Origin of the sequence: Streptomyces solincola (assembly GCF_002982015.1) — a bacterium.
GTDB classification, from domain to species: Bacteria; Actinomycetota; Actinomycetes; order Streptomycetales; family Streptomycetaceae; genus Streptomyces; species Streptomyces solincola.
Map to the genome: position 1 here is coordinate 1 of NZ_PVLV01000420.1, position 2,726 is coordinate 2,726.

4 protein-coding genes are annotated in these 2,726 nt (G+C 74.6%); all 4 read left to right on the forward strand.

Annotation, left to right across the window (positions count from 1 at the left end; genetic code table 11):
* On the forward strand, positions 1 to 452 hold a 452-nt coding region (gene pcaC, locus C6N75_RS23610), incomplete at its 5' end, for a 4-carboxymuconolactone decarboxylase (protein WP_105870913.1).
* Positions 453 to 514: 62 nt separating this feature from the next.
* Positions 515 to 1,147: an MBL fold metallo-hydrolase gene (locus C6N75_RS23615; RefSeq protein ID WP_105870914.1), complete on the forward strand. Its 633-nt coding sequence runs from the start codon at positions 515 to 517 to the stop codon at positions 1,145 to 1,147.
* A gap of 69 nt (positions 1,148 to 1,216) precedes the next feature.
* A complete protein-coding gene (locus tag C6N75_RS23620) occupies positions 1,217 to 1,996 on the forward strand; it encodes an exodeoxyribonuclease III (RefSeq protein ID WP_105870915.1) in 780 nt (259 codons plus the stop codon).
* Between the two features lie 68 nt (positions 1,997 to 2,064).
* Positions 2,065 to 2,493 carry a DUF6278 family protein gene (locus C6N75_RS23625; protein ID WP_105870916.1) on the forward strand — a complete coding sequence of 143 codons (429 nt, stop codon included), beginning with the start codon at positions 2,065 to 2,067 and terminating at the stop codon, positions 2,491 to 2,493.
* Positions 2,494 to 2,726: the final 233 nt, after the last annotated feature.

Consider the following 2,726-nt stretch of genomic DNA (forward strand, 5'->3'; position numbering starts at 1 on the left):
GGGTGATCAGCTCCTGGAAGTCCGCGGAGAAGTCGTCGGCGGCGGTCGGGCGGCCTGATCCGTACGACGCCGGGATGCGGGTGCGGCGCGAGGTGCTCGGCGACGCGCACGTGGACGCGGCCACCGACGCCGCCGACGACTTCTCCGCGGACTTCCAGGAGCTGATCACCCGGTACGCCTGGGGCGAGGTGTGGACCCGGGGCGACCTGGACCGCCGGACCCGCAGCGCCGTCACGCTCACCGCGCTGGTGGCCGGCGGGCATCTGGAGGAGCTGGCCTTCCACACCCGGGCCGCGCTCCGGGGCGGGATGACGCCCGCCGAGATCCGCGAGGTCCTCATCCACTGCGCCGTCTACTGCGGGGTACCCGCCGCCAATGCGGCGTTCCGCGTCGCCGGACGGGTGATCCGCGAGGAGGCCGGCCCGGCGGCGGGCGGCGCGCTCGGCGCCTGACGCCGCGAGGAGGCTCCGGGAGGGCTTGCAGGAGAGGCCGAATCCGAGGAAGGGACGGCGGTATGAGGCTCACGAAGAAGTCGCACGCCTGTGTCCGGCTGGAGAAGGACGGCCGGACCCTGGTCGTCGACCCCGGCGCGTTCAGCGAGAGCGACGCGGCGCTGGGCGCGGACGCGGTGCTGGTCACCCATGAGCACCCCGACCACTTCGAGGAGGGGCGGCTGCGCGCCGCGCTGGAGGCGAACCCGGCCGCCGAGGTCTGGACCCTGCGCAGCGTCGCCGACGCGCTCTCGGCGGCCTTCTCGGGCCGGGTGCACACGGTGGGCCACGGCGACGCCTTCACCGCCGCCGGGTTCGACGTGGAGGTGCACGGCGAGCTGCACGCGGTCATCCACCCCGACATCCCGAGGATCACCAACGTCGGCTTCCTGGTGGACGGGGCGGTCTTCCACCCGGGCGACGCCCTGACCGTGCCCGGCCGGCCGGTCGAGACGCTGCTGCTGCCGATCATGGCGCCGTGGAGCAAGGTGTCCGAGGTGATCGACTACGTCCGCGAGGTCAAGCCGGTCCGGACGATCGACGTGCACGACGCGCTGCTGACGGGCCTGGCCCGCCCGGTGTACGGCGGCCACGTCGGCCGGCTCACCGGCGCGGACCACGAGCCGCTGGAGCCGGGCGCCGCCCGGGACCTCTGAGCGGCCCCCGGCGGTCCGCCGCTCGCCGTCCGCGGGGTGCTGTCAGTGGCCGCCGTTACGCTGGGGCCCATGCGCATCGCGACCTGGAACGTCAACTCGATCACCGCCCGTCTGCCCCGTCTGCTGGCCTGGCTGGAGAGCAGCGGCACGGACGTGCTGTGCGTCCAGGAGACCAAGTGCACGGCCGAGCAGTTCCCCACCGACGCGCTGCGCGAGGTGGGGTACGAGTCCTCGGTGCACGCCACCGGCCGGTGGAACGGCGTGGCGCTGGTCTCCCGCGCCGGCCTGGCCGACGTGGTGCACGGGCTGCCCGGCGGCCCGGAGTACGAGGGCGTGGCCGAACCGCGGGCCATCTCGGCGACCTGCGGGCCCGTCCGGGTCTGGTCGGTGTACGTGCCCAACGGCCGCGAGGTCGCGCACGAGCACTACGCGTACAAGCTGCGCTGGCTGGAGGCGCTGCGCGCCGCGGTGGCCGAGGACGCGTCGGGCCCGCGCCCCTTCGCCGTGCTCGGCGACTACAACATCGCGCCCACCGACGACGACGTGTTCGACCCGGCGGTCTTCGAGGGCGCCACCCACGTCACCGAGCCGGAGCGGGCCGCGCTCGCCGCGCTGCGCGACACCGGGCTGACCGACGTGGTGCCGCGCCCGCTGAAGTACGACCACCCCTTCACATACTGGGACTACCGCCAGCTCGCCTTCCCGAAGAACCGCGGCATGCGCATCGACCTGGTGTACGGCAACAAGCCGTTCGCCGACGCCGTCAAGGACGGCTATGTGGACCGCGAGGAGCGCAAGGGCAAAGGCGCCTCCGACCACGCCCCGGTCGTGGTCGACCTCGACGTCTGAGGTCCGGCGGCCGGATGGCCACTGCCGGTGATCGACCGGAGCGGGTGCGACGTGCGAGTCTGAGGGGCATGGAGATCCCCTTCCTGGAAGCCTGGCGCAGAAGACACGGTGAGCGGGTCGCCCCGGGCGGTCCGCCCGACCCGGCCGCGCTGGCCTCCATGCTCGCCGAGTGCGAGCTGCTGCGCGCCCGGGTCCAGGGGTACGGGGTGGAACTGGACGACACCCCGGACTCGCTCGCGGCCATCGACCAGCTCCCGCCGCGCTGGCGCGATGACCCGGAGGAGCTGCCCTGGTTCGGCAACGACGCGGGGCTGTACCTCGGCACGGTGGTCGTGCGCACGGTGCCGGGCGCGTCGTGGCGGCTCACCGCGGGCGGCCGCCCGGTGGTGCGGCTCGACTCCGGCCGGGAGCTGGACGTGGTCGCGGCCGGTCTGGAGTGGGCGGCGGGCGGCTCCCCGGAGCTGTCCCAGGTCTACGCGGAAGCCGCGGAAGCCTAGCCCGGGGCCCGGGGCCGGGGCCCGCAGACCCGGAGCCGGTGGCCCCGCGGACCGGGAGCCACAGGCCCCGCAGACCCGGAGCCCGGGACACCGTAGGCCCGAAGCCCCGGACACCGTAGACCCGAAGCCAAGGTCCCGCAGACCGGCAATCCGGGCCCAGGGAACCTGGAACCGGACGCCGGGAACCTGGAACGCAGGCCCCGCCACCCCCCGAGCCCGAGCCCCGCCGACCC

Coding starts and splice junctions, on each gene's coding strand:
- C6N75_RS23620 (WP_105870915.1), top strand. CDS start 1,217: ATGCGCATCGCGACCTGGAACGTCAACTCGATCACCGCCCGTCTGCCC.
- C6N75_RS23625 (WP_105870916.1), top strand. CDS start 2,065: ATGGAGATCCCCTTCCTGGAAGCCTGGCGCAGAAGACACGGTGAGCGG.
- C6N75_RS23615 (WP_105870914.1), top strand. CDS start 515: ATGAGGCTCACGAAGAAGTCGCACGCCTGTGTCCGGCTGGAGAAGGAC.